This window comes from Cloacibacterium normanense (assembly GCF_002943105.1).
In the GTDB taxonomy this organism is placed as follows: domain Bacteria; phylum Bacteroidota; class Bacteroidia; order Flavobacteriales; family Weeksellaceae; genus Cloacibacterium.
Genome location: NZ_PTPZ01000001.1, coordinates 601224 through 627091, shown reverse-complemented (window position 1 = coordinate 627091; position 25868 = coordinate 601224). Strand labels below are relative to the sequence as shown.

At 31.9% G+C, this 25868-nt stretch carries 21 protein-coding genes; 8 read left to right on the top strand and 13 right to left on the bottom strand.

Annotated features, from left to right (window positions below; all coding sequences use genetic code 11):
• The first annotated feature begins 180 nt into the window (after window positions 1-180).
• Window positions 181-1902 (top strand): helix-turn-helix domain-containing protein, encoded by a 1722-nt coding sequence (locus C3729_RS02815; protein WP_104792737.1) that lies wholly within the window; start codon window positions 181-183, stop codon window positions 1900-1902.
• On the opposite strand, the gene C3729_RS02810 is transcribed toward C3729_RS02815, so the two are convergent.
• The 9 genes from C3729_RS02810 to C3729_RS02770 form a co-directional block, all read right to left on the bottom strand.
• Window positions 1883-2860 (bottom strand): polyprenyl synthetase family protein, encoded by a 978-nt coding sequence (locus C3729_RS02810; RefSeq protein WP_104792736.1) that lies wholly within the window; start codon window positions 2858-2860, stop codon window positions 1883-1885. The genes C3729_RS02815 and C3729_RS02810 overlap by 20 nt on opposite strands.
• Window positions 2861-2957: 97 nt before the next feature.
• Complete coding sequence (locus tag C3729_RS02805; protein WP_104792735.1) at window positions 2958-3815, bottom strand: hypothetical protein; 858 nt, start codon at window positions 3813-3815, stop codon at window positions 2958-2960.
• Window positions 3816-4000: 185 nt separating this feature from the next.
• On the bottom strand, window positions 4001-5038 hold the full coding sequence (gene rlmN, locus C3729_RS02800) for a 23S rRNA (adenine(2503)-C(2))-methyltransferase RlmN (RefSeq protein ID WP_104792803.1): 1038 nt from the start codon (window positions 5036-5038) through the stop codon (window positions 4001-4003).
• A 93-nt stretch (window positions 5039-5131) separates the two neighbouring features.
• Entirely contained in the window at window positions 5132-6181 is a 1050-nt protein-coding gene (queA, locus tag C3729_RS02795; protein ID WP_069799285.1) for a tRNA preQ1(34) S-adenosylmethionine ribosyltransferase-isomerase QueA, read from the bottom strand.
• Window positions 6182-6297: 116 nt separating this feature from the next.
• Window positions 6298-6786, bottom strand: coding sequence for a DNA-deoxyinosine glycosylase (locus C3729_RS02790; protein ID WP_104792802.1), 489 nt, complete (start codon window positions 6784-6786; stop codon window positions 6298-6300).
• A gap of 100 nt (window positions 6787-6886) precedes the next feature.
• Window positions 6887-8878 carry a S9 family peptidase gene (locus C3729_RS02785; RefSeq protein WP_104792734.1) on the bottom strand — a complete coding sequence of 664 codons (1992 nt, stop codon included), beginning with the start codon at window positions 8876-8878 and terminating at the stop codon, window positions 6887-6889.
• A 64-nt stretch (window positions 8879-8942) separates the two neighbouring features.
• Window positions 8943-9476 (bottom strand): DUF1697 domain-containing protein, encoded by a 534-nt coding sequence (locus tag C3729_RS02780; protein WP_104792733.1) that lies wholly within the window; start codon window positions 9474-9476, stop codon window positions 8943-8945.
• Window positions 9477-9485: 9 nt separating this feature from the next.
• Window positions 9486-10976, bottom strand: coding sequence for a hypothetical protein (locus C3729_RS02775; protein WP_104792732.1), 1491 nt, complete (start codon window positions 10974-10976; stop codon window positions 9486-9488).
• A gap of 126 nt (window positions 10977-11102) precedes the next feature.
• Window positions 11103-14588, bottom strand: coding sequence for a DUF2723 domain-containing protein (locus C3729_RS02770; protein ID WP_104792731.1), 3486 nt, complete (start codon window positions 14586-14588; stop codon window positions 11103-11105).
• Between the two features lie 272 nt (window positions 14589-14860).
• On the opposite strand from C3729_RS02770, the gene C3729_RS02765 reads away from it, so the two are divergent.
• From C3729_RS02765 to C3729_RS02750, 4 genes are all read left to right on the top strand, one after another.
• The gene (locus tag C3729_RS02765; RefSeq protein ID WP_104792730.1) at window positions 14861-15898 is read left to right on the top strand and encodes a PLP-dependent cysteine synthase family protein; all 1038 of its coding nucleotides are present in this window, start codon (window positions 14861-14863) and stop codon (window positions 15896-15898) included.
• Between the two features lie 74 nt (window positions 15899-15972).
• Window positions 15973-17247 (top strand): aminotransferase class I/II-fold pyridoxal phosphate-dependent enzyme, encoded by a 1275-nt coding sequence (locus tag C3729_RS02760; RefSeq protein ID WP_104792729.1) that lies wholly within the window; start codon window positions 15973-15975, stop codon window positions 17245-17247.
• A gap of 66 nt (window positions 17248-17313) precedes the next feature.
• Window positions 17314-17724 carry a nucleoside diphosphate kinase regulator gene (gene rnk / locus C3729_RS02755; protein ID WP_104792728.1) on the top strand — a complete coding sequence of 137 codons (411 nt, stop codon included), beginning with the start codon at window positions 17314-17316 and terminating at the stop codon, window positions 17722-17724.
• A gap of 95 nt (window positions 17725-17819) precedes the next feature.
• Window positions 17820-20009: a B12-binding domain-containing radical SAM protein gene (locus C3729_RS02750; RefSeq protein ID WP_104792727.1), complete on the top strand. Its 2190-nt coding sequence runs from the start codon at window positions 17820-17822 to the stop codon at window positions 20007-20009.
• A 52-nt stretch (window positions 20010-20061) separates the two neighbouring features.
• On the opposite strand, the gene C3729_RS02745 is transcribed toward C3729_RS02750, so the two are convergent.
• Entirely contained in the window at window positions 20062-20346 is a 285-nt protein-coding gene (locus C3729_RS02745) for a FoF1 ATP synthase subunit delta/epsilon (protein ID WP_104792726.1), read from the bottom strand.
• An 85-nt stretch (window positions 20347-20431) separates the two neighbouring features.
• Window positions 20432-21940 (bottom strand): F0F1 ATP synthase subunit beta, encoded by a 1509-nt coding sequence (atpD, locus tag C3729_RS02740; RefSeq protein WP_104792801.1) that lies wholly within the window; start codon window positions 21938-21940, stop codon window positions 20432-20434.
• A 104-nt stretch (window positions 21941-22044) separates the two neighbouring features.
• Between atpD and C3729_RS02735 the strand changes: the two genes are divergently transcribed.
• Window positions 22045-22971 carry a bifunctional riboflavin kinase/FAD synthetase gene (locus C3729_RS02735; RefSeq protein ID WP_104792725.1) on the top strand — a complete coding sequence of 309 codons (927 nt, stop codon included), beginning with the start codon at window positions 22045-22047 and terminating at the stop codon, window positions 22969-22971.
• Between the two features lie 88 nt (window positions 22972-23059).
• Window positions 23060-23818 carry a TerC family protein gene (locus tag C3729_RS02730; protein ID WP_104792724.1) on the top strand — a complete coding sequence of 253 codons (759 nt, stop codon included), beginning with the start codon at window positions 23060-23062 and terminating at the stop codon, window positions 23816-23818.
• A 209-nt stretch (window positions 23819-24027) separates the two neighbouring features.
• Here C3729_RS02730 and C3729_RS02725 read toward each other — a convergent pair whose 3' ends face one another.
• Entirely contained in the window at window positions 24028-24387 is a 360-nt protein-coding gene (locus C3729_RS02725; protein ID WP_104792723.1) for an MmcQ/YjbR family DNA-binding protein, read from the bottom strand.
• Window positions 24388-24501: 114 nt separating this feature from the next.
• Here C3729_RS02725 and C3729_RS02720 point away from each other — a divergent pair, with 114 nt between their 5' ends.
• On the top strand, window positions 24502-25158 hold the full coding sequence (locus C3729_RS02720) for an NAD(P)H-binding protein (RefSeq protein ID WP_104792722.1): 657 nt from the start codon (window positions 24502-24504) through the stop codon (window positions 25156-25158).
• A gap of 153 nt (window positions 25159-25311) precedes the next feature.
• Here the strand turns inward: C3729_RS02720 and C3729_RS02715 are convergent, their stop codons facing one another.
• Window positions 25312-25848, bottom strand: coding sequence for a glutathione peroxidase (locus C3729_RS02715; protein WP_104792800.1), 537 nt, complete (start codon window positions 25846-25848; stop codon window positions 25312-25314).
• Window positions 25849-25868 lie beyond the last annotated feature (20 nt).

Below are 25868 nucleotides of genomic sequence, written 5' to 3'. Positions count from 1 at the left end.
TTGGTTATTAAATCTTACCCCTTTTTATTGTGTTTCTATAAGATGAAGCAAAACTACTCTTTTCATTATTCCCTTACTAAAAAGTGAACTCGGAATTCATAAAAATCAACCGGGATTTTTTGAAAAAATATCATATTTCTTATTCCAATTTTTTGTTTTAACATTGTAAAAAAACTAAAATTGGAAATCAACAAAATTAAAAAACTGATTATCAATCACTTAATAATAATACTTTTATTTTTCTTCCACATTCAATTAAATGCTCAAGGAAAAAAATTAGAAGATTTATCTTTTTTAGAATTAGAAAAAAAAATTGATAGTTTAATTTCTATTAATAGTAATACTTTACCAACAATTAAATATTACATAAAGAAATCTAAAAAAGAAAATAACGATCAGGCATTGATTTATGCTTACAGATACGCTAGTAAAGCCACACTTGAAGATATTGGATATAAATACGCCGATAGCGCAATAGTAATTGCTAAAAAAACTAATAATAACGAACTTATTTCAGAGGCTTTACTTAACAAAGGAGTATTGTTAATGGATTATTATCAATATGGACCTGCCTTAGATTATATTTTGCAAGCAAAAAAATACTTGAATAATGTAAAAAATGATTACATTAATTACAAAACTCTTTATTTCATTGCTCAAAACAAAATGTTATTAGGGCAAATCACAGAAGCAAAAAAACACCTTAGCATATGTGTTGAATTTTTCAAACAGCCTATAAATGAAACTGAATTAGGATATGATTATAAAACATACTACAGTTATGCTCTTATGAGCTTAATTGACTGTAATACAAAACTAAAAAAACATTCTGAAAATAATTCTTTATACAAAGAAGCATACGAATTCATTAATAAAAACAATGCAAGACATTTAATTCCATATTTTATATCTTGTGAAGGAACTGATGCTTATTATCTAAAAAAGTTTTCTGTAGCAATTAATAAACTTAAAAAAGCACAACTTTTATATCAAGACAATTGGCCTCATTATACAGATATTTTCTACTTAGGAATGTCTTATTGGAAACTTGGAAATAAAAAAGAAGCTGTAAAATATTTTGAAAAATTAGACAAAGAATATTACAAAGACAAAAATCAAGATCCTCAGTTCAGACCTGCCTATGAATTACTTATAGAATACTACGCTTCTAAAAACAATACCAACAAACAACTCGAATACATTAACAAATTAATGTCTCTAGATAAATCCTACGAAAAGAACTACAAATATCTTTTTGCCAAAATTCATAAAGAATATGATACAAAAAAATTGATTGACGAGAAAAACAGTATTGAAAACAGCTTAAAAATTCATCAATACCTCACACTTTTTGTAATCATTATCAGCATTGTTTTGATTTCGTTTTCTACATATAAATATTTTCAAATGCAAAGGAAATATAAAGAACGTTTTGAGCAAATCATTTCAAAAAATACAGAAATCAAGAAAATCCCAGTTACAATTGTTGATGAGGATAAAACTGTAACTCCTAAAATCGCTGGACTTAGTGAATCCACAGTCACATATATTCTAGAACAGTTAGATATTTTCGAAAAAGAACAACAATTTCTAGATTCTAAAATCACTCAAAAATTACTCAGCGAAAAATTAGGAACCAATCCTACTTATCTTTCCAAAATTATTAATGCTTATAAAGAGAAAAGCTTTAGTAATTACCTCAATGACTTAAGATTAGAATATATTGTAGAATTGCTCAAAACAGAGCATCAATTTTTAGAAAAAGAAATTAAAGAATTGGCAAATATTGCAGGATTTACGAATGCAGAAGCATTTTCTGATAATTTCCAGAGAAAATTTGAGATTAAACCTTCTTACTTCATTAAAATGATGAAGGAAAATATTAAAACTTCCTCTCTATAACGTAATCAAGCATCAAATTAAGAGAATGTTTCGCGTCAGAATCAGGGAATTCTGCAAGGATATCTTTTGCTTTTTGCTGAAAATCTTTCATCACCCCAATTGCATAATCCAATCCACCAGATTTTTTCACAAATTCTATCAGTTCTTTTACACGTTTTTGGTCGTTATTATATCTTTTAATAGTATTGAAATAATACTTTCTATCAGCTTCATTCGCCGTTTTCAGAGTATGAATAAGCGGCAAAGTCATCTTTTGTTCTTTAATGTCAATTCCAACTGGTTTTCCAATAATATTTTTAGAAAGATAATCAAACAAATCGTCTTTAATTTGGAACGCCATTCCTGTATAAGTCCCGAAATCTTGCATTTTTTTGGCTAAAACTTCATCAGCGCCATTAGACAAAACACCTACTTCGCAACAAGCAGCAATAAGTGTAGCCGTTTTTTGACGAATAATTTCATAATAAACGTCTTCAGTAATATCTAATTTTCTAGCTTTTTCTAATTGAAGCAACTCACCTTCAGACATTTCTCTGATGGTTCTAGAAATAACAGCCAATAAATCAAAATCTTTATTATCAGTAGAAAGTAAAACTGACTTAGAAAGTAAATAATCACCTACTAAAACTGCGATTTTATTTTTCCATAAAGCATTGATAGAAAAGAAATTACGACGTTTAAAACTTTCGTCTACTACGTCATCATGAACCAAAGTAGCAGTGTGAATCAATTCAATCATAGAAGCGCCGCGAAATGTTTTTTCATTTACATTTCCTACCAATTGAGCGGTAAGAAATACAAACATTGGTCGCATTTGCTTTCCTTTGGTGGTTACAATAAAACGAGTAACTTTATCCAGCAAAGGAACTTTACTTTGCATAGATTCATAAAACTTTTGTTCAAAAAGTTTCATTTCTTCGTTAATCGGCTTCTTGATTTCTTCTACGATGTTTGACACGCTATAAATGGAATGATTATTGACAATAATTATAAATTCATACAAATATAATTAATTAAAACTATACTTACATAATCCGTTGAATGCAATAAAAAAATTATTTTAACTTTTCGAAAGGAATAAAATACAAACGCTGTTTTACACTGAAAATAAACTTAGAAAAATCTTCATTAGAAATGTAAATTCCATCTTTATTCACTGCAATTCCTTCTACTTGACCTATCGAAAGAAAAGAACCTAACTTATACTTTTTCAATGGTTTAGAGAAAAATAACCCTTCAGAATTTTCCTCAAAAATCATCATATACACTTTCGCTTTTCTAGTGTAGCCTACCACATAAAGTTTTCCTTCAAAATAAGCAGCATCTGTAATGACAAAACCTGCATGAAAAGATTCCAAACTTACAAGTGATTGATTTTCTGAATTTTGTAAATCAATAGTATAATGAGAAATATTTTTAGAACTCCATTCTTTAGAAAAAACATGAATTTTTTCATTGTGAAAAATCATGGCTTCTGCATCAAAATTATGAGAAAGATATCGTGTAGAAAAATCGTTTTGCGCTGAATAATTAAAAGAATTTTTAGAATAAATTCCCTTAAAATCAGTTTTATAAATGGCTAAATCTCTTCGACTTCCTGCATTATTGCCAAAATCTCCTATATAAAAATTTTCACCATCACTGGTGATCGCTTCCCAATCTTTATTCGGAAAATTAATTTTCAGTTTTGATAAAATTTTACCTGAATTTTTATCGATTTCAAAAATCTCATTGGTATTTCCACCATCATTTAAGGTATAGAGTTTATCTTTAAGAAAAGTAAGACCTGATGTTTCTTTCAAAGAATCCGATAACGTGGCAATTTTGTATTTTCTAAGAGCTAACTTTTCTGTTTTTTGAGAAAAAGAATGAAGTGAAATTAGAAAAGAAAGAAAAAACAACAACTTTTTCATAAAATAAATTAAAATTGCTACCTCTTAAAAAATAAAATCTTAAAACTTTGTTATTTTTATTTTAAAAGATTTTTTTATAATTATTCTCGCTGATTTGGCAGATTAGGCAGATAAAACAATAGAAAATCAGCAAAATTTGCTTAATCTGTGAGATACTAGACTTGAAATTTAATTAAAACATCAAATTATTCTCCAGAATTTTTGTTGGCCAATTGTCCACAAGCTGCATCTATATCTCCACCTCTACTTCTTCTCACCAAAGCAGTAATTCCCGCTTTTTCTAACTCACGAACATATTTTTCTTCGGCTTCCACACTTCTATGGTCGAATTTCCCTTCGCCAATTGGATTATATTGAATCAAATTCACTTTACAAGGAACTTGCTTACAATATTTTATCAAAGCTTTTATATCTTCGTCGCCATCATTAATTCCTTTCCAAACGCAATATTCAAAGGTAATTCTGCTTCCAGTTTTATCATACCAATATTGCATCGCTTCCATAATTTCTGTTAACGGAAATTTTGTAGAAAAAGGCATTATTTCGTTTCTTTTGTGTTCAATTGCAGAGTGTAATGAAAGTGCTAATTTGACTTTCAAATTTTCATCAGCAAGCATTTTCATCATTTTCGTAATTCCAGATGTAGAAACGGTAATTCTTCGTGCTGACATTCCCAAACCGTCTTCTTGAGTGATTTTTCTGATAGCATCTACTACGTTTTTATAGTTCATCATAGGCTCTCCCATTCCCATAAAAACAATATTTGACAAAGGTCTATCAAAATATAGTTTGCTCTGTTTATCAATCAGGGCAACTTGGTCTACAATTTCGGCAACTTCTAGGTTTCTCATCCTTTTGAGTTTTGCCGTTGCACAAAATTCACAGTTCAAACTACAACCTACTTGCGAAGAAACACAAGCGGTAGTTCTAGATTCTGTAGGAATGAGAACAGATTCTACCAAAAGTCCATCATGAAGTTTTACTCCATTTTTGATGGTTCCATCTTTAGATTTTTGCAATAAATCTACAGAAATAGGATTAATGGTAAATTCCTGGGAAATTTTTTCTCTCAACTCTTTAGAAAGGTTGGTCATTTCATCTATGGAATGTAGATTTTTAGACCATAACCAATCATAAACCTGTTTCGCACGAAAAGGTTTTTCGCCAAGAGTGACAAAATATTCTTTGAGTTGTTCTAAACTTAATGTTCTGATGTCTTTCATATAAAAAAGTCTCGCAGATTCAGCAAATTTAGCAGATTTTAATTCATCTGCAATATCAGCCAAATCTGCGAGAAAATTATTTTAAAATTAATCTTACAAAATCAACATTGCGTCTCCGTAAGAATAGAATTTATATTCATTTTTCACAGCTTCTTCATAAGCGTGCATGATAAAATCTGTTCCTGCAAAAGCTGCAATCATCATAATTAATGTAGATTTTGGCGTGTGGAAATTGGTAATCATAGCGTTTGCTACCCCAAAATCATAAGGTGGATAAATAAATTTATTGGTCCAACCTTGGTAAGCAGAAATCTTTTTGTTAGAAGAAACAGAAGTTTCTAGTGCTCTCATTGTAGTAGTTCCTACAGCACAAATTCTTCTATTTTCATCAGCTGCTTTATTGATAATATCAGCAGTTTTTTCGTCGATAATTGCTTCTTCACACTCCATTTTGTGCTTAGAAAGATCTTCTACTTCGATTGGGTTAAATGTTCCTAAACCTACGTGAAGTGTAACTTCAGCAAAGTTAATTCCTTTGATTTCTAGACGCTTCATTAAGTGCTTAGAAAAGTGTAAACCTGCAGTTGGAGCAGCTACTGCACCTTCTATTTTAGCATAAATGGTTTGATAACGTTCTGCATCTTCTGGTTCTACTTCTCTTTTGATGTATTTAGGAAGTGGAGTTTCTCCCAATTCTTTTAATTTAGCACGAAATTCTTCGTAAGAACCATCAAATAAAAATCTTAAAGTTCTACCTCTAGAAGTAGTATTATCAATAACTTCTGCAACCAAAGATTCATCTTCTGTAAAGAAAAGTTTGTTTCCAATTCTAATTTTACGAGCTGGATCTACTAATACATCCCAAACTCTGGTTTCTTTATCAAGTTCTCTTAATAAGAAAACTTCAATTTTAGCACCAGTTTTTTCTTTATTTCCGTACAATCTTGCAGGGAAAACTTTTGTATTGTTAAAGATAAATAAATCGTCTTCGTTAAAATAATCGATAACGTCTTTAAATAGTTTATGTTCAATGGTTTGTGTCTTTCTGTCAAGAACCATTAATCTTGCTTCGTCTCTGTGTTCTGAAGGGTGTTCTGCCAATAAATGTTCTGGCAAGTGAAAATTGAAATCAGATGTTTTCATAAAATTTACGGATTTTATTTAAATTTTTTAAGCCTGCAAATATACGATATGAAAACAGGGGTTGTCAAGTGTTTTGGGAAGTATTTTGAAAATTCTTAAATTTTAAGTATAATTTTTTATAAATAATTCAAGACCATTTTCCATGATTTTAGTTTTTCTTCATACCTCAAACTTGCATGAGCAGGACTCGTAGAAGGTAAAACAATAATTGGCAAATGAAAATCTTTTGGTAGAATTTTTTGCAAATTTTTATGAGATTTTTGTCCGTTGCAGAAAATAGCTTTTATGTTTGGATAATTGTGTAGCAACTCTCCTATTTTATTCGCCTCTTCGTTTCTAATTTCAGAATCTAGGCTTCCTTTTCTTTCGCAATTGTCTATTACGTCCCAAAGTGCAACGTGGTATTTTTCTAAAATTTTAATTCTTTCGTCATAATCTGTGGTAAATTTTTCAGTGAATAGTTCAAAGATAATTTTCCAGAATTTGTTTTGAGGATGTGCGTAATATTGTTGCATTTCCAAAGATTTAACTCCCGGAATAGAGCCTAAAATCAGAATCTTAGATTCTTTATCAATAATTGGAAGAAATGAGGATATTTTTTGCATTTTAAAATAAGTTTCGGCTAAAGCCAAATCAAATATACGAAAAAGAAAAAACGGGCTTTAGCCCGTTACTATTTATAAAATAAAAATTTATTTCTGATTTCTACAAAGTTTCTTTCAACCAATCGAAAAATTCTCTTTGCCAAACTAAACCATTTTGAGGGTGTAAAACCCAGTGGTTTTCATTAGGGAAATAAAGGAATTTGGTTTTCAGACCTTTCATTTTTGCTGCTTGAAAAGCTTCCTGACCTTGTTCATAACCTACTCTGAAATCCAGTCCTCCTTGAATCACCATAATTGGTTTATTCCATTGGTCTACAAAATTGATTGGGTTAAAATCTGTATACGCTTTTGGTAAAGGTTTTTCCCAAGGCGAACCTAAATCCCAATTGGCAAACCACAACTCTTCGGTAGTTCCGTACCAAGATTTCATATCAAACAATCCGTCATGAGCAATGAACGTTTTGAATCTATTTTCGTGAACTCCAGCCAACATGAAAACGCTGTAACCGCCGTAACTAGCTCCTACTGCAGCCATTCTATCACCATCTACATAAGGTAAAGTTTTTGCAAAATCTGCCGCTGCTAAATAATCTCTGATTGGTTGTCCTCCCCAATCTTTAGAAATATCTTCGTTCCATTTGGTTCCCCAACCTGGCATTCCTCTTCTGTTTGGTGCAACTACGATGTAATCATTTGCAGCCATCAAAGCAAAATTCCAACGGGTAGAGAAAAATTGAGTTAAAGCAGATTGCGGACCTCCTTGACAATATAAAAGTGTAGGATATTTCTTATTTGGATCAAAATTCGGTGGATAATGGAACCAAACTCCCATTTCTTTTCCATCTGAAGTTTTCACCATTTTCAGTTCAGATTTTCCTTGAGATAATTTAGCGTAAGTGCTTTCATTTACAGAAGTTAACTGCAACATACTTCCGTCTTTTACATTAACTTTAAATAAATCTGCATTATGATTAATATCTGTTCTGGTTACCAAAATGTTTCCGCTTTGGAAGGCAATAATTTCATTCACATCAAAATTACCACCAGAAATTTGCTTCACTTTCCCATCTAAACCGATGTGGAAAAGCTGTTTTACACCTCTGTAAGCAGTAGAAAAATAAATATTTTTAGAATCTGGACTCCATGCTACATCTCCCACTACACTTTCGTCCCAAGATTTAGTAAGATTTGTGATTTTTTTAGAAGCCAAATCCATCACTACAATGTCATTTTTGTCTGCCTCGTAACCATCTCTCGCCATAGATTGCCAAAGCAAAGATTTTCCATCTGGCGAAAACTTAGGATTTACATCATAACCCATCATTCCTTCTGTCCAGTTTTCGGTTTTACCAGAAGCTAAATCATAAGCGTAAATATCTGTATTGGTGCTGGTTGCATAATCTTTCCCCGATTTTTTCTTGCAAACGTATAAAACCTTAGAAGAATCTGGACTCCACACGAAATCTTCGCTTCCACCATGAGGTTTTTGAGGAGCATCAAAAGGTAAATTTTCTAATAAATCTTTAGCTTTCGCAACATCTTCACCTACATTGGCTACAAAAACGTGATTGTATTTTCCTTCGTTCCAAGCGTCCCAATGTCTGTGATTAAGGTCTGTATAAATTTGAGCTGTCGTTTTAGGAAGGTCAGAATATTTATCTTTTCCAAACAATTTTTCTACGTGAACCGACTTACTAAAAGCGATTTTTTTACCATCAGGAGAAATGTTAATATTGTCTGCATCGCCAATGGTATAAAATTCAGTCCAAGTCAATCCTCTGTCTTTAGAAATATAGATTTTATCACCTTCTGAAGCGTAAATTCCGTTTTTGTCCCACTGAATTAAAGATTTTTTACCGAAATCCACTTTAGAAGTTTGATTTTTTGACAAATCGTAGTAAAAGTGTTCTTTATTAGTCTTTTCGGTTTTCAAATCTACTTTTCCTACGCTGTAAAATAGCCCAGATTGAGATGGTTCTACTGCAGTAACCGAGAATTTATTAAGCGTCCAGAGAATTTCTGGCGTCATTACCTGTTGTGCTTTCATAAGGAAAGGTGCTGCTAGAGCGATAATTGTATGTTTTAGTTTCATTTTATAATGATTTTAGCGGTCTAAAATTACTTAAATTTATTGATAAATTTTCTTTGCCTCTTTCCTAAAGGATTAAAAATTTATTGACAATTTTTTCGATGGTATTGATATTTCGGCTGGTTAAAATATTTTTAAAAGATTTCTTTCCCAAAATCTTACCAAACTCACTTTCAAGCGTATTTCCTTTAGGAATTTTCCAATAAAAATTACCGTTAATTAATTTGGCTTCTTCCTGCTCTTGATGATTGGTTTTTAGAAATTCTTGCATCAAAAGATTTTCGTCTCCAGAATTACAAATAAAACTGTAAATATGTAGATTTTCATTTTTCTCAAAAGGAGAATTTTCTAAAATCCCCTTCACTTCTTCATCAGTTTTTAAAAACAAAAAAGCTTCGTAATGAAAATGCTCGGAAAGTGCTTTTTCTAATTTCTGTTTTAAATTTTCTGGAACTTCATCAGACTCAAATAAAATATTTCCTGTTGCCAAAACGCTAGAAATGTCTTTCATTCCTGCTTTTTTGAAAACATCACAGACTTCTGCCATTTTCATTGCAGTTCCGTTTACGTTTACGCCGCGTAAAAAAGCACAGTATTTCATTAAGTAAATTTATTTTCTTTCGTAGAGATTATAATCTGTTCCAGAAGGTTTTAGTCTGTATATTTTTTCCAAAATTTTATTGTCAGAATTTAAGTGATTTTTAATTCTAAACTCCTTCAATAATTGATAGTTTTCTTGGTAAAAACTTCCATCTTTTCCTTCAAATAAATTTTTTGGAGCCAATAAATACTTTGGTTTCCTTTTTTCAACGGTGTTTTTCCAATAATTGGTTTTGTCTTTTTTGATTTCAGTTTGAATTTCTTTATCTACCAAACCGACTTCATCTATTGCCTTTAAACCTGAAAAATAAGGAATATAACCTGCTGGTTCTAGCAAAATGTATTGATTTTTATCTTTTTCGTAGTCTTTTAAAAACAAACCAATGCTTCTTCTGTAATTCCACTCTCCGTTTCCTGTGGCTATAGAATGTACCGTTTGAAAAGTAGCCATCGGTAAAATATAGAAAATCAAAAGCAGAGAAATCCACCAAAATTTATATGTTTTTTGCTCTAAAACAAATACCAAAATTACTGCAAAAAGCAAAATCTGTGGAACCCAATAATACCAATCAAAATAACTTCTTTGAGAAATAAAAATTAATTGTTTTGCCCAACCAAAAAGGAAAATTATCCAGATGAAAAGGTTTTTGCTTTCTCTCTTCGAAACGATGTATAAAAACGCTAAAAATTCAAAAACTAAAACTAAAATCGTGAAAGGATTAAAATCTGCAGGAAGTTTCAGCATTCCCCAGAAATTACCATAATTCATTAGGAAATATTTCCACTGGAGTGCCAAACACATGTTTTTTGCATACGTCACACTTTTGGCAACAATGGTATTATTCACCAATTCACCGAAGTAAAACCAGTTGAAACTCATCAAAACGGCAACTCCTAAAATTCCACCTAAAATGTAGAACCAACGAATTTTTTTATTCCAAATAATATCCACCAAAAAGACAATTCCTAAGAAAATCACTGTATCTATTCTGGTGAAAAGAATGAGAATGGGGAAAAGAATTTGTGCCCAGATTTTATTCTGCTTGAAACCGAAATACAACAAAGCCATTTCTAGAAAGAACAGAATTCCGTATTCCATTCCGAGAATTGAAATTTTGATAGATGGTGGCAAAATGCCAAATAAAAAGATAAAAATAGCTTGATGTACAGGATTTTCGAGGATTAATTTTGAAAGAAAGTAACTCCCTATCGTGAACAATAATGAATTGAAAATCAATAATGGATATATGAAGTTTTCTTTGCCAAAAATCAGATTAAAAATATAAGAAACAAACACATACAAATGCGTAGTAGAAGCAGAAATTTTAGTTTCTCCATTGAAACCAATTACACCGTAATCCAATAAGTTTTGCGCTACTCTCCAAGTGATAAAAGCATCTTCCTGAATGTGATGCGTGAGCAAAAAAAGAAGTTTCACCAAAACGGTAAAAACTACTGCCAAAAGAGGAAATTTTGCGTACTTCTGTAAAGTTTCAGACATTTTTTCGTGTAAATTTTTACAAATATAGTTTTAAAAAAATCGCTGTCAAAGATTTTAGACTTTCAGTCATAAAAAAATCCGTCAGAATATTTCTAACGGATTTTATATTAAATTTTAATTGAAAAACTAGTTGGTCGCTTTCATCATTTGTCTAGTGATTTCTGCTTCTTTTTCTTTTGGATAAGTAGAATCATAAGGTTTCATCACTTCAAATAAATAAGAATAAAACGGTGTGATTTTTTGTACTTTTTCAGCTTCGTTGAAGGCTTTTTCTTTTCCTGCCATCTGTAAATCACTGATGAAATTTTTAAATCTCTTATCAATCGGTTCGATGGATTTTAACAAGTAATTGTAACCTTTATCTTTTTGACCGATTTTCTTATACGCATCAGAAACTGCTCCTGTTACCAATGAATACAAGATGGGTTGAGCATTCATCTGTTTTTTCACATATTTTTGTTCATACTTAGAAAGCGACAAATAATAGTCATATTCTTCGAAAATATCTCTTTTTAATTGCTCTGCCAATTGTAAACCTTTTTGTTCTTGACCTGCAACAATATATCCATAAACCATTGCGCTTAAAGAACGAGGGTCATTATATTTGGTAGAAGGAATTTCTCTGCTTGCTAAATCTAAAACTTCGATGGCTTTTGCTTTTTTACCTTCTAAAGTCAATGCTTCCGCAGCTCTACTTGCAGAACTTCTATAACTTACGATGTTCTGTGTACACGTTTCGTCCATGTGAACATTTAGATTTTTGAAATTGCCCCATTTGTAATTTTTGACAATTTTATATAAATCTTCGGCGTCTACTCTTCCCATTTCGCCATCTTCTCTTTCTTCTGTTTTAATAGGCACTAATCTATAACTAAATCCATCAAACTGAAGATAATCTTTCAGATAGAAAATGTTTTCGTCATCATAAATTCCACCCACTGAGAAATTGATAGGACGTTTCCAATCGAAATTCGCCAAAATATCCATTAAAATATAATTGGCTTTAAACATATTTCCTCTTCTGTAGTCTATGGTAATTTGGTCTACTGTATTCGGCAAATCTTTAGCAGAAATAATACCAGATTTCACGGCATTTGCTTTATTTACAGGTAAAACAAATCTAGAAACAGGCAAGAAATTAAAACGTTCATATTTATCTTCTCCAAAAAGTAATTTTAAAATTTCATCTTTTTCTGGACTTCTTTTTCTCAAGAAATTTACGGCGTCTTTGATGTTCATAGAATCTTGAACCATATATTTTTTGTAAGGCTCAAATAAACTCTCTGGAACTCCTGCATCTACATTATTTTGAATGAAATTTTTCCAATCTTCTGCAGAAAGTAAAACTACTTGATCATTGGTTCCATCTCTGTATTCTTCGTGGGTAAGAACTGACGGAACTGGCATTGAATTGTATGTTCTGCGTTTTACTTGGTCTATATTCCAAGGTGTTCCTAAAAGCGTGAAATTCACCACTTTTACATCATCTCTGAATTGCTCCGTTTCTTGTAATCCCCAAATTGGATACGTATCATTATCTCCATAAACGAAGAAAATATCATCTTTTGGAAGGGATTTCAATGAAGAATAAGCGAAATCATAAGCTGCATAACGTTCACTTCTATCGTGAGAATTATAATTCTGGAAGCCCATCATTAATGGAACTCCTAATAAAACAATTCCAGTAATCCAAGTAGCTGCATTTGATTTAATTTTTTCTTGTAAATACCAAAGAATTGCTGCCGCTCCGAAACCTATCCAAATTGCAAAGGCGTAGAAACTTCCTACCATTGCGTAATCTCTTTCTCTTGGTTCAAAAGGTTTCACACCAGTGTAGAAAATAATTCCAAAACTGGTTAACACGAATAAAGAAAGAATTGCCCAAAATCTTCCAAAATCTTTGTTGAACTGGAAAAACGCTCCTAAAATTCCCAATAACAATGGTAAAAAGAAGAAATAAACCGTACTTTCATTTTTGAATTTTGCAGGCATATCTTTTTGACTTCCCCATAAATTGTCATCAATTGCAGGAATACCAGAAACCCAGTTTCCATTGGTGTTTTCCATGTGACCTTCTAAATCATTTTGTCTTCCTACAAAATTCCACATGAGATATCTTACAAAATAATATCCAATTTGAAATTCTACAAAATACGTAAGATTTTGTGCTAATGTAGGTCTATGTACCTTGATTAAATCATATTCTCTGGCTTGTTTGTAATCATCAAGCGTAATGCTTCCGTCTTCAAATTTTTGTCTTAATTGGTCAAAAACTTCTTTAGCTTGAAGATTATCTGCAATATCCTGATTGTCATAATTGAATTCAAAATCTGGCGCTCCATACATAGAAATGTAATTGCTCATCACGGTTTCATCTTCATTGAACATTCTCGGCAAAATGCTTACATGTTCTTTAGAATAAACGTAATTGAAACGCTCTCCTACAATATCATAACGACCGGTTTTTTCATTTTTTTCGTAAACATCACCTGTTTTTTGCGTTTTATAACTACCATCATCATTTTTTTCAATACCATAATTGTCTAAATATGCAGTATAGTTTTGTCCGTAAGAAGTTGGCCAATCTCCGTATTGTTCACGATTGTAATAATCTAACATTCCGATGGCGTTATCTGGATCATTCAAGTTCATTGGCGGATTTGCATTCGCTCTAATCGGAATGACTAACCAACAAGAAAAACCAATAATCATGTAGATTACTGATAGTGCGATGGTTTGATATAATTTGCTTTTAGATTTTCTAGCATAAGAAATTCCTATATACATTAAAGCAAGCAAAATGATAAATGCAACAATAGTTCCTGAATGGAAAGGTAAACCTAATCCATTAACAAAGAAAATTTCAGATTTACCAAAAAGACTCATGATAATTGGGAAAATTCCTTTGAAAACTACTGCTAAAATGAAAAGTGTCACCAAATTAGCGATGATAAAACTCTTCCATGTAAATTCATAATTTCTAGCATAGTACACCAAACAAACGGCTGGAACTGCTAACATTACCATCATGTGAACTCCTACAGAAAGCCCAGTAATGAAGAAAATTAGAATGAGCCAACGTTCATTATCACTGTCATGATATTCGTTTTCCCATTTTGTAATGAGCCAAACCAAAAGTGCAATAAACATAGAAGACATAGAATAAACCTCTCCTTCTACTGCAGAAAACCAAAAAGTTTCTGAAAAAGTAAAAGCTAAAGCACCAATGACACCAGCAAATAGAATGGCAATTTCGTCTGAAACGGTTACGTCTTCGAAGTCTTTATTCAAAAGTCTTCTTACGAAATGCGTAATCGTCCAAAACAAAAATAATATGGTGAATGCACTGAAAAGCGCAGACATAGCATTGATAATTATAGAATATTTAGAACCATCTCCAAAGCCAAAAATAGCTGCAACAGCACCCATTAATTGAAATAATGCAGCACCAGGAGCGTGCGTAACTTCTAATTTTACAGCAGATGAAATGTATTCTCCACAATCCCAAAAACTAAAATTAGGTTCAATAGTAGATAAATAGGTGAAAAATGCGATTGCAAAAACCACCCAACCTAAAATGGTGTTCCATTTTTTGAAAGTCCAATTCTTCATAGAAATTTTTAAAAATTTACAATGTTGCGAAATTAAGTTTTTTTATTCTGATATTTTCTAAAACATAGATTTATTAAGAATATTTTAAGAAAAAAAATGAAAAAATAAATTTAAACATTTGTTTGGCTTAAAATTTGGTAAAGAATTGAGCAAAAAAACATGAAAAAAATCATTTCTATTTGCTTTCCGTTCAAAATGTTAGGACAAAATGATAAATTTATTTGATTTTTTTCTTATTTTTGCAATCGGTTTTTTAGAGAAAAATGAAGAAAATGACGAACGTTTTTGATAATATTCTCGGGTTAATTGGTAATACTCCAATGGTGAAACTTAATGAAGTAACTAAGGATATTCCTGCAAAAGTTTATGCTAAAATAGAATCTTTTAATCCGGGGCATTCTACTAAAGATAGAATCGCGCTTCATATTATAGAAGCTGCCGAAAAAAAAGGGCTTTTAACTCCTGGAGCTACTATCGTAGAAACCACTTCTGGAAATACGGGCTTTTCTATCGCTATGGTAAGTATTATAAAAGGATATAAATGTATTCTTTCTGTAAGTGATAAAACCAAGCCAGAAAAAATTGCTTATCTTAAAGCTTTGGGCGCTACTGTATACGTTTGTCCTGCTTCTGTTCCTGCAGACGATCCTCGTTCTTATTATGAAGTAGCGAAAAGAATTGCAGCAGAAACACCTAATTCTATTTACATCAATCAATATTTTAACGAGCTGAATATAGACGCACACTATTCTTCTACTGGTCCAGAAATTTGGGAACAGACAGAAGGAAAAATCACTCATCTTTTTGCTTGTACAGGAACTGGTGGAACACTTTCTGGTTCTGCTAAATTTTTAAAAGAAAAAAATCCTGATATCAAAATTATTGGTGTAGATGCAGATGGTTCTATCCTAAAAACCTATCACGAAACAGGTGAAATAGATCCTTCTGAAATTCATTCATACCAAATTGAAGGATTAGGAAAAAATCTTATTCCATCTGCTTTACTTTTTGACAGAATAGACCATTTTGTAAGAGTAAATGATGAAATGAGCGCTTATTGTACTAGAGAAATAGCACTTAAAGAAGCGATTATGGGCGGTTATACTACTGGAGCTGTTTTACAAGCACTTAGACAATATGCAAATGCAAATCCTTTCTCAGAAAACGATTTAGTAGTCTTAATTTTCCCTGACCATGGCTCTAGATATATCACCAAAGTATACAGTGATAAATGGATGGAAGAACAAGGATTCATCAATAATTGTGTCCATAATTACGAAGAAGTTTTTAAAACAGAATACATTAAATAAAAATAGAATTCAGATGTCCTTCTTGGCATCTGATTTTTTTAAAATTTAAAATACAAATCTACAATATCATCGAAATGAAAGATATTTTTGAAAGAATTAAAGAAAATCCTGGTCCTCTAGGTCAATTTGCAGATTATGGTGAAGGTTATTTCATTTTCCCAAGATTAGAAGGTCCAATTGGCCCAAGAATGAAGTTCCAAGGAAAAGAAGTAATTTTTTGGAGTGCAAATGATTATTTAGGACTTTGTAATCACCCAGAAGTTCTAGAAGCTGACGCTAAAGCAGCTGCAGAATACGGAATGTTCTATCCGATGGGAGCTAGAGCAATGTCTGGTGAAACAGAACAACACTTACAATTAGAAAGAGAATTAGCTGATTTCGTAGGCAAAGAATCTGCTTATTTATTGAATTTTGGTTACCAAGGAATGCTATCTACAATTGATGCATTGGTTTCTAGACATGATGTAATTGTTTATGATTCTAATTCTCACGCTTGTATTGTAGATGGAGTTCGTCTTCACATGGGAAAAAGCTTCATGTTCCGTCATAACGACATGGATAGCTTCGAAAAAAATATTAAAAGAGCTACTAAAGTTGCAGAAGAAAACGGCGGAGGTATTTTAGTAATCACTGAAGGAGTTTTCGGGATGACTGGTCAACAAGGAAAGCTTAAAGAAATTGCAGAATTCAAAAAACAATACAGTTTCCGTTTATTAGTAGATGATGCTCATGGTTTCGGTACTTTAGGAAAAACTGGAGCTGGAGCTGGAGAAGAGCAAGGTTGCCAAAACCAAATTGATGTGTACTTCTCTACTTTTGCTAAATCTATGGCTGGTTTCGGTGCATTTATCGCTGGAAACAAAGAAATCATCAGATATTTAAAATTCAATCTTCGTTCACAAATTTTCGCAAAATCATTGACGATGCCAATGGTAATTGGAGGTTTAAAAAGATTAGAACTTTTAAGAACAAGACCAGAAATCAAAGCTAAACTTTGGGAAAATGTAGAAAAACTACAAAAAGGATTATTAGACAGAGGTTTCAACCTTGGAAATTCTAACACTTGTGTTACTCCTGTTTTCATGCAAGGGACACCAGTAGAAGCTACTCTTCTAGTTAAAGATTTAAGAGAAAATTTTGGAATATTCACTTCTGTAGTAGTATATCCAGTAATACCAAAAGGAAGCATTCTATTAAGATTAATTCCTACAGCTTCTCACACAGATGCTGAAATCAATGAGACTCTTGCTGCTTTTGAAGCTATTCACGATAAATTAGTGAATGGTGTTTACAAGCAACAAGCTGAAAAATTATTAGAAGAACAAAATTTGAGTTTTAAACCGCTTTAATTTTTATTAAAATAAAAAATTGAAACCGTTTGGAACTCCAAACGGTTTTTTTAATGCATAAATATTATGAAAAAAGTAACTTTAACTAAGAATGATTACACTAGAATTTACAAAGCCATCACTGATGCTAAAAATTCTAAAACCATTAACAGCAATGAGGCCGAAAAGCTTTTGTCTGAGTTAAGTAAAGCAGAAATTGTACCTTCAGAAAAGATTGATAAGGATGTAGTGACTATGAATTCTGAAGTAAAACTTTTTTTTGAAAACACTCAGAAAGAGCAATCCTTTAAAATTGTATATCCACAAGATGCCAATCTAAAAGAAAATAAAATCTCCATTTTTTCACCTATTGCTACAGCATTAATCGGTTACAAAATCGGAGACGAAATAGAATGGATTGTTCCTGGCGGAAAGACCAAAATAAAAATTGTAGATCTTATTTATCAGCCAGAAGCAGCTGGAGATTTTGATTTATAAAATTCAATGAATTATAATCCGTTAGAGACATTTCTGACGGATTTTTTTATTCCAAAAATCTATAGGAAAATCATACCTTTGCAAAAATTCATTTTTTGAAAGATTTACTGCTCATCACTCCTCCATTTACCCAACTCAATACGCCGTATCCTGCAACTGCGTACTTGAAAGGATTTCTTAATACCAAAAATATTTCGAGTTATCAAATCGATTTAGGAATTGAAGTCATCTTAGAAATTTTTTCCAAAAAAGGAGTAACCCAAATTTTTAATGTAAAGCCTGAAAATTTATCTGAAAATACTCAGAGAATTTTTGCGTTAAAAGAAGAATACATCAAAACTATAGATGAAGTTATTGCTTTTCTTCAAAATAAAAAACCAACACTTGCAAGGCAAATTTGCAGTATGAATTTCTTGCCAGAAGCTTCCAGATTTAATCAGTTAGATGATATGGAATACGCTTTTGGAAACATGGGACTGCAAGACAAAGCAAAACATCTCGCTACCCTTTATTTAGAAGATTTGTCAGATTACATCATAGAAAATATTGATGAAAATTTTGGATTTAGCAGATATGCAGAACGATTAGGAAGAAGTGCTAATTCATTTGACGAGTTATATCAAAAACTCCAATCAGACAAAACTTTCGTAGATAACTTTACTCTTGAAATTTTAAATAAAAAACTTCTCGAAACTCAGCCGAAACTGGTTTGTTTTTCCGTTCCGTTTCCTGGTAATTTATATTCAGCGTTTAGATGCGCTCAACATATTAAAAATCATTATCCAAATATTAAAACGGCTTTTGGTGGCGGTTTTGCCAATACAGAACTCCGAGATTTAAAAGACAAAAGAGTTTTTGAATTTTTTGATTATATCACATTAGACGATGGTGAACTTCCGATAGAATTACTTTTTGAAAACGTCTGTCATTCTGAGCAGAGTGAAGAATCTTTATTCAAACGCACTTTCCTATTAGAAAATGGAGAAGTTGTTTATAAAAACAATTCAGAAAGACACGATTATAAACAAGCCGAAATCGGAACTCCAGATTACACAGATTTACCTTTAGATCAATACATTTCTGTAATAGAAATCGCGAATCCTATGCATAGTTTATGGAGCGATGGAAGATGGAATAAACTCACGATGGCTCATGGTTACTATTGGGGAAAATGTACTTTTTGCGACATATCGCTCGATTATATCAAAATTTATGAGCCTATTGCTGCCAAAATTTTGGTAGACAGAATGCAGAAACTCATTGAAAAAACGGGAGAAAACGGTTTCCACTTTGTAGATGAAGCAGCACCACCAGCTTTAATGCGAGAAGTGGCTCTTGAAATTTTGAGAAGAAAACTCGTGGTAACTTGGTGGACAAATATTCGATTTGAAAAAAGCTTTACCCGAGATTTATGCTTTTTACTGAAAATTTCAGGTTGTGTAGCGGTTTCTGGCGGCCTAGAAGTAGCATCGGACAGATTATTAAAACTCATCAACAAAGGAGTTTCTGTTTCTCAAGTTGCCAAAGTCACCAGAAATTTTACCGAAGCAGGAATTATGGTTCACTCCTATTTAATGTACGGTTATCCTACACAAACAGAGCAAGAAACCATCGATTCTTTGGAAATGGTTCGTCAAATGTTCGAAATGGGGATTTTACAAAGCGGATTTTGGCATCAGTTTGCCATGACTGCACATTCTCCTGTTGGGAAAAATCCTGAAGAATTTGGTGTAATTCCTCACTTGAAAGAGATTACTTTTGCCAATAATGATGTGGATTTTCAAGATAAAACCGGAATTGACCACAGTAAATTCAGTTTTGGACTCAAAAAATCGCTGTTTAATTATATGCACGGAATTTATTTTGAAAATCCACTGCAAGAATGGTTTGATTTTAAAATTCCGAAAACCACTATTCATCCTGATTATATTCACGATTGTCTTTTAGAAGAAGACCATTTTATCACCAAACCGAACGCTAAAATCATTTGGACAAGTGTAAAACCGTTAGTTGAATTTTATACTAAAACCAAAAAAGGAAATTCTTGGGAAATGGCAACACTTACCTTCCATGAAAAGACCAATGTTTTTAGTATCAATTTAGAAAAAGAAAAAGCAGTTTGGCTTCTTGAAACCATTGATGAAATTTCTATTCATTCTAATAAAAACGTAACATTCAACCAGTTAAAAGCAAAATATGAATTAGATTTTGATGATTTCGAATTGTTTTGGTATTCTAAGCCGATGCAAATTTTAAAAGAAAACGGAGTCATCTTAACCTTATAAAACAAAAAACTCGAGCAAAATTGCTCGAGTTTTTAATTTATTGTGAAGAATTTTAATCACAAAGGATAATTCCTTTATCGTTACTAAATTCTACTACACCACTGTTTATTGAATAAGAAAAAACACTGTTCTTTTCGTTTTCTTTGGTAAAGAATTTTGCAAAATTTTCATTCTGAATTTCATTCGTGAAAACTCTTACTTTACCATTCACTAAAGAAGAAACAATAGCGGCGTGGTTTTTCATGATATGGAAATCACCATTTTTTCCAGGAAGAAGAACTGAATCTACTTCGCCATCAAAAACTACAAATTCCGGAGTTAATATTTTAATATTCATTTCTTTTCAAATTATAGATTATAGATTTTAAATTTTAAATTGTTGAAATCAAATCTAAAATCTAAAATTTAACATTTAAAATTTATTAAGCGTTTTCAGCAAGCATTTTTTGACCTGCTTCGATAGCTTCTTCGATAGTTCCTTTCAAGTTGAAAGCAGCTTCTGGTAAGTGATCTAACTCACCATCGATGATCATGTTGAAACCTTTGATAGTATCTTTGATATCTACTAAAGCTCCTTTAAGACCTGTAAATTGCTCTGCAACGTGGAAAGGTTGAGATAAGAATCTCTGTACTTTTCTAGCTCTATATACTACTAATTTATCTTCTTCTGAAAGTTCTTCCATACCAAGGATTGCGATGATATCTTGAAGCGCTTTATATCTTTGAAGAATTTCTTTTACTCTCTGAGCTGTATTATAATGATCTGCTCCTAAAATTTCTGGAGTTAAGATTCTAGAAGTAGAAGCTAGTGGATCTACTGCTGGATAAATACCCAATGAAGCAATTTTTCTATCTAATACGGTAGTTGCATCTAAGTGAGCAAACGTAGTTGCTGGAGCCGGGTCAGTTAAGTCATCCGCAGGAACGTAAATTGCTTGTACAGAAGTAATAGAACCGTTTTTAGTAGAAGTAATTCTTTCTTGCATTGCTCCCATTTCAGAAGCAAGAGTTGGCTGGTAACCTACTGCAGAAGGCATACGTCCTAAAAGTGCAGATACCTCAGAACCCGCTTGAGTAAATCTAAAGATATTATCTACGAAGAATAATACGTCTCTACCTTGACCTGATTCACCACCATCTCTGAAATATTCAGCAACAGTAAGACCAGAAAGTGCTACTCTAGCTCTTGCACCAGGAGGTTCGTTCATTTGTCCGAAAACGAAGGTACATTTAGAATCTTTCATTTCTTCTAAATCTACTTTAGATAAATCCCATCCACCTTCTTCCATAGAGTGCATGAAACCTTCACCATATTTAATGATACCTGATTCTAACATCTCTCTAAGAAGGTCGTTTCCTTCTCTTGTTCTTTCACCTACACCAGCGAACACAGATAAACCACCGTGTCCTTTAGCAATATTATTGATTAATTCTTGAATTAATACTGTTTTTCCTACACCAGCACCACCGAATAAACCAATCTTACCACCTTTTGCATAAGGCTCGATAAGGTCAATTACTTTGATACCAGTAAATAAAACTTCAGCCGAAGTAGAAAGCTGATCGAAATGAGGAGCTTCTCTGTGGATTGGCAAACCGCCATCTTTAGATAAATTAGGAAGTCCGTCAATTGCATTACCTACTACGTTAAAAAGTCTTCCGTTTACACCATCACCTGTAGGCATGGTAATTTGGTTTCCTGTTCCTACAACTTCTTGCCCTCTTTGTAAACCGTCAGTAGCGTCCATTGAGATACATCTTACCATATCTTCACCAATGTGTTGTTCTACTTCTAATACAACAGTTTCTCCGTTTGATTTTTTAATTTCAAGAGCATCATAAATTTTTGGTAATTCTTCTACTTCTTGAAAAAGAACGTCTATAACTGGACCGATAATTTGTGAAATTTTCCCTTTAATTTGGTTTGCCATTGCTTTATTTTTTCTTGTGGTGCAAATATAGTGATTCTCTTCAAAATACATAATCAAAAATCAATATTTTTTTTCATCTTTGCACACAGAAAATGTAAGCGGTTTTGAAACTCATAGAAGATTTAAATTTTTATCACGAAAAATCTCCTAAAGTTCTTTCTTTAGGGATGTTTGACGGAGTTCATCTCGGTCATATTTCCATCATCAATCAATTGAAAGACAAGGCAAAAAAAAATAATTTAGAGACTTCTTTGCTCACCTTTTGGCCTCATCCTAGGAAAATTTTCAACCCAAATGACGACCTTAAACTGCTCAACACATTAGAAGAAAAACTTTTTTTGCTAGAAAAGTCTGGAATTGACTCTTTGTTTTTACAAAAATTTGATGAACATTTCAGAAACTTAACTGGTGAAGAGTTTATTCGTGAAATTCTCATCAAAAAACTAAATGTAAAACACATTATCATAGGTCACGACCACGTTTTCGGGAAAAATAAATCTGGAAACTTCGAACTGCTCCAAAAACTTTCTACCGAATTAGAATTTACTGTAGAGCAATTACAAGCCATCAAAAATGAAGACGATTTCAATATCAGTTCTACTAAAATCAGAAATTGCTTAGGAAACGGAAATATCGTTGGCGCCAATAAAATGCTGGGATATTCCTACTCTCTTTCTGGAAAAGTAATTGACGGGAAAAAACTGGGAAGAACAATTGGTTACCCTACTGCAAATCTAGAAATAGACGAACTGAAACTCTTGCCTAAAAAAGGTGCTTACATTGTAGAAGTTTTTGTGAAAGACCAATTTTACAAAGGCATGATGAGTATTGGCACTAATCCAACTGTAAATGGTGATAAATTGACTGCAGAAGTGTACATTTTAGACTTCAATCAAGATATTTACGGCGAAGTTATCACTGTGAAATTCAGAGATTTTTTACACGAAGAAATTAAATTTGAATCGCTAGAAAAACTTATCGAAAGATTAGATGAAGACAAGGTTTTGACCGAAAATTTTAACTTTAGTTAAGAGTTAGAATCATATAAATTTTCAATCAGATTTTATAAAATTAGATTCATAAGTTTCTATAGTTTTGTGAAAATCATAAAATAAAACTATGGAAGCAGAAATTATTATTTCTTTACTTACCCTTATCGCACTAGAAACCGTTCTAGGAATAGACAATGTTATTTTCATTTCTATTTTGGCGAATAAATTACCTGTAAACCAACAGAAAAAAGCCAGAAGAATCGGGCTTATTCTTGCCGGAGTGATGAGACTTGGTTTATTACTTTTGATTAGTCAAATTATGAAACTAGACCAAGATTTATTTACCGTTTTCGAAACGGGAATCTCAGGTAAAGATTTGATTTTAATTCTAGGAGGTTTATTCCTACTTTACAAAAGTACCGCCGAAATTTATCATAAAATGGAAGGCGAAGATGGCGATGTAACTAAAACCATTATTGTAACGAGTTTCGGACAAGTGATATTCCAAATTTTATTAATGGATTTGGTATTCTCTATTGATTCCATTATTACCGCAGTAGGAATGGTAAAAGAAGTTTGGGTAATGTATGTAGCGGTGATTGTAACGGTGATTATCATGCTTTTTGCAGCAGAACCTATCAGCAATTTCGTGAATAAACATCCTGCTTTTAAAATTTTAGCACTTTCATTCTTGCTATTGATTGGTTTCTCACTAATCGTGGAAGGTTTTGGCAAAGAAATTCCGAAAGGTTATATTTATTTCGCTATGGCATTTTCGCTTTTGGTAGATATTATTCAAATGAAAACGACCAAAAAATCTGAACCTGTACATCTTCACGAACATTACAAAGAAGAAGAACAGCATCTTGATAAAGATGTTTTGTAAAACAAAAAGCATTCAGAATTTCTGAATGCTTTTCTACCTATCATTTATTACATAAATCAATATTCCATATAAACCATATAATAAAAGTATAATAAAAATTATTCCTAAAATAAGTCTAATTTTCTTTGTATAATCCTTATCAATAAAATACAACAAGATCCAAAAAATTGCAGATCCAAAAAAAATTGTATTTAATATTATATTAATCATTATATCAATAATTTATTAATTTCTAATTTTATTTTCTTCGTTAAACTTTCATACACCAATTGATATGAATCATCAATGAGTTTTTTAATGAATTCCGGCTTCAATCCTTCACAAATTATAGAATTCCAATGTGTTTTGTTCATGTGATAAGCGCCAGAAATTTGGTAATATTGCTCTCGGAGTTCTTCGTTATAATCTGCAGTGTTTTTTGCCGAAAAGACCAATGGTTGCTTTTCTAAAGCCATTAATAGAAACATTTTACCACCTACTTTAAAGACTAAAGTAGTTTCATCAAACGGAAAACCTTCCGTAACTCCTTTTTTGTTGAGACAATATTCTCTTATTTCTTCGGCTAACATTTTAGTAGTTGGTAGTTAGTATTTTGGTAATTAGACTTTCTTATTCTCAATTAAAACAAATTTACTAAATTTATACTCATAAAGATCAACACTAACTACCAATTACTTAAAAATATGAAGGCTTTGATTATAGGAGCAACTGGCGCTACAGGAAAAGATTTGGTTCAAAAACTAAGTCAAGACAAAGATTTCGAAGAAATTCATGCTTTTGTAAGAAAACCTGTAGAATCTACTTCTGAGAAAGTGAAATTTCATGTAGTAAATTTCGAAAAGCCAGAAGAATGGAAAGATTTGGTAAAAGGTGATGTCGCTTTTTCTTGCCTCGGAACTACCTTGAAAGATGCGGGAAGTAAGGAAGCACAGCGAAAAGTAGATTTTGATTATCAATTGCAATTTGCCAAAACTGCCAAAGAAAATGGCGTGGAAGATTTCGTTTTGGTTTCTGCTTATGGAGCCAATCCTAATTCTAAAATTTTCTACTCTAGAATGAAGGGCGAATTAGAAGAAGAAGTAAAAAAACTTCATTTTAATAAAATTACCATTTTCCAACCCGGAATGCTCGATCGAAAAAACACCGACAGAACTGGTGAAGTATTAGGAGCTAGAATTATAAAATTTGCCAATAAATTTGGCGTTTTAGAATCTCAAAAACCATTGCCAACAGACATTTTAGCACAAGCTTTGGTGAATTCATCTAAAATAAAATCTTACGGATATTCTAAAATAAAATTAGGCAGTATTTTCAGTTTTGCAGAAAAAAGAAAAGAATAGTTTTTGCCACGAATGCACGAATGCTTTTCTAAAATATCTATTTAGACGCGATAAATCGCGGCTCTACTTATTTTTAAAAATTTTCTAAAAATAGAAATTTAGATTTTATGAGCATTTAAAGTATTTTTATTCGTGCATTAGTGGCAAAAAAAACTATTTAAAATATTTCGTAATAGATTCAGAAGTAGGTTTTGTAGTACTTACAAAAGTATCAATCAACTCTCCTTTTTCATTGAGCAAAAATTTCTCGAAGTTCCAAAGAATGGTCGTGCTTTTTACTCCGTTTAGTTTTTTGTCTGTTAAAAATTTAAAAATGGGAGCAATATCTTTTCCTTTCACAGAAACTTTAGCCGCCATCGGAAAAGTAACTCCATAATTCTTTTTGCAAAAAGCACCAATTTCTTCATTGCTTCCAGGTTCTTGTCCACCAAAATTGTTTGCAGGAAAACCTACAATCACCAATTGGTCTTTATAAGTTTCGTACAACTTTTGTAAACCTTCATACTGTGGTGTAAAACCACATTCTGAAGCTGTATTTACAATTAGAATCTTCTTGCCTTTAAACTTAGAAAAATCAATGGTTTTACCATCTAAAGCTTTCACTTTAAAAGAATGAATGGATTTTGCTTGTTGCGCCTGCGAAGAAAAAAGTCCAAAAAATGCCATAAGAATAAATAATATTTTTTTCATTTTGATTTTATTTGATTTCA